Genomic DNA, 1,518 nt, shown 5'->3' on the forward strand with positions numbered 1-1,518 from the left:
CTGTTGCGATTGATTTTTCAAGTTCTGCTTTATTTGCTTTAGCTTCTAAAGCTTTTTGAGCATCTTTGATTGCTTTGGCTGCTTCTTTCAACTCTTGTGGAGTCTTAGAAGTATCAGCTTTCGCTGCTTCACCAGCTTGAACTGCTGCTTCGAACGGTGTTACAGTACTTGGTTTGTAGTCATCTTTTTTAACAGCTTTTGCATCGTCTAATGCTTTTTGTAATTCATCTAATGCGTCTTGATGTTCTTTAGCCGCAATTGCATTGTTTAATGCTTCTGTTGCTTGTTGAACTTCTTGAGGTGTCGCATTTTGATTATCATTAACTGTATTAGCTGTTGCTAAAGCATCTTGGACTGCTTTGTCTTCTTTATCTGCAGGGTCAAGTTGTCCTAAACCAGTTGCTTTATCGATTGCTTTTTGTAACTCAGCTTTATCAGCTTTTTGAACTAAATCTTTTTGAGCATCTTTTAATGCTTGAGTAGCTGCTTCAATTTCTTTAGTTGTTTTGCCGTCTGGTGCATCGACAATCGCTTGTCCAGAAGTTTCTGCATCAGTTAACGGTTTTACGCTGTCTGGTGTGAAATTATCTTTTTGAACAGCTTTCGCTTTTTCAAGCTCTGCTTTCAATGCTTCTAAAGCTGCTTGTTTTGCATCCGCTGCTTCTTTAGCTTCTTTCGCATCTTGAGCTTTTTTAGCATTAATCGCGTCATCTAATGCTTTTTTAGCTGCATCAACTGCTGCTTGATCCGCATTTTGATCTGCTTCAACTGCTTTCGCTGCTGTTAAAGCATCTTGAACAGCTTTATCTTCTGGGTCATTTGCATCCAATCGGCCTAAACCTTCAGCTGTTGCGATTGATTTTTCAAGTTCTGCTTTATTCGCTTTCGCTTGTAATGCGTCTTGCGCGTCTTTGATTGCTTTGGCTGCTTCTTTCAACTCTTGTGGAGTCTTAGAAGTATCAGCTTTGGCTGCTTCACCAGCTTGAACTGCTGCTTCGAATGGTGTTACAGTACTTGGTTTATAATCATCTTTCTTAACTGTGTTAGCTGCATCTAATGCTTTTTGTAATTCATCTAATGCATCTTGACGTTCTTTTGCTGCGATGGCATCGTTAATTGCTTTTGTTGCTTCTGCCACTTGTTGTGGTGTTGCATTACCATCAGCTTTAACCGCTTCACCAGCAGTTACTGCATCTTGAAGTGCTTTATCTTCTTTATCTGCAGGGTCAAGTTGACCTAAAGTTTTTGCTTTATCGATTGCTTTTTGTAATTCTGCTTTATCAGCTTTTTGAACTAAATTATTTTGCGCATCTTTCAATGCTTGCGTTGCTGCTTTAATATCTTCAGTTGTTTTGTTGTCTGGATTAGCCACAATTGCTTTACCATCATTTTCTTTTTCATTTAATGGCGTAACTGAACTTGGCGTGAAACTATCTTTATCAAGTTTTGCTACTTTCGCTAGCTCTTCTTTCAATTCATCAAGCGCTGCTTGTTTTGCATCCGCTGCTTCTTTAGCTT

The 1,518-nt window shown here is 38.9% G+C and carries 1 pseudogene; it reads right to left on the reverse strand.

Annotated features, from left to right (window positions below):
• Positions 1 to 1,518 (reverse strand): annotated as a pseudogene (locus HMPREF2937_RS13820) (FIVAR domain-containing protein); the annotation flags it as partial.

The organism is Staphylococcus sp. HMSC061G12 (assembly GCF_001838465.1).
Lineage (GTDB): Bacteria > Bacillota > Bacilli > Staphylococcales > Staphylococcaceae > Staphylococcus > Staphylococcus simulans.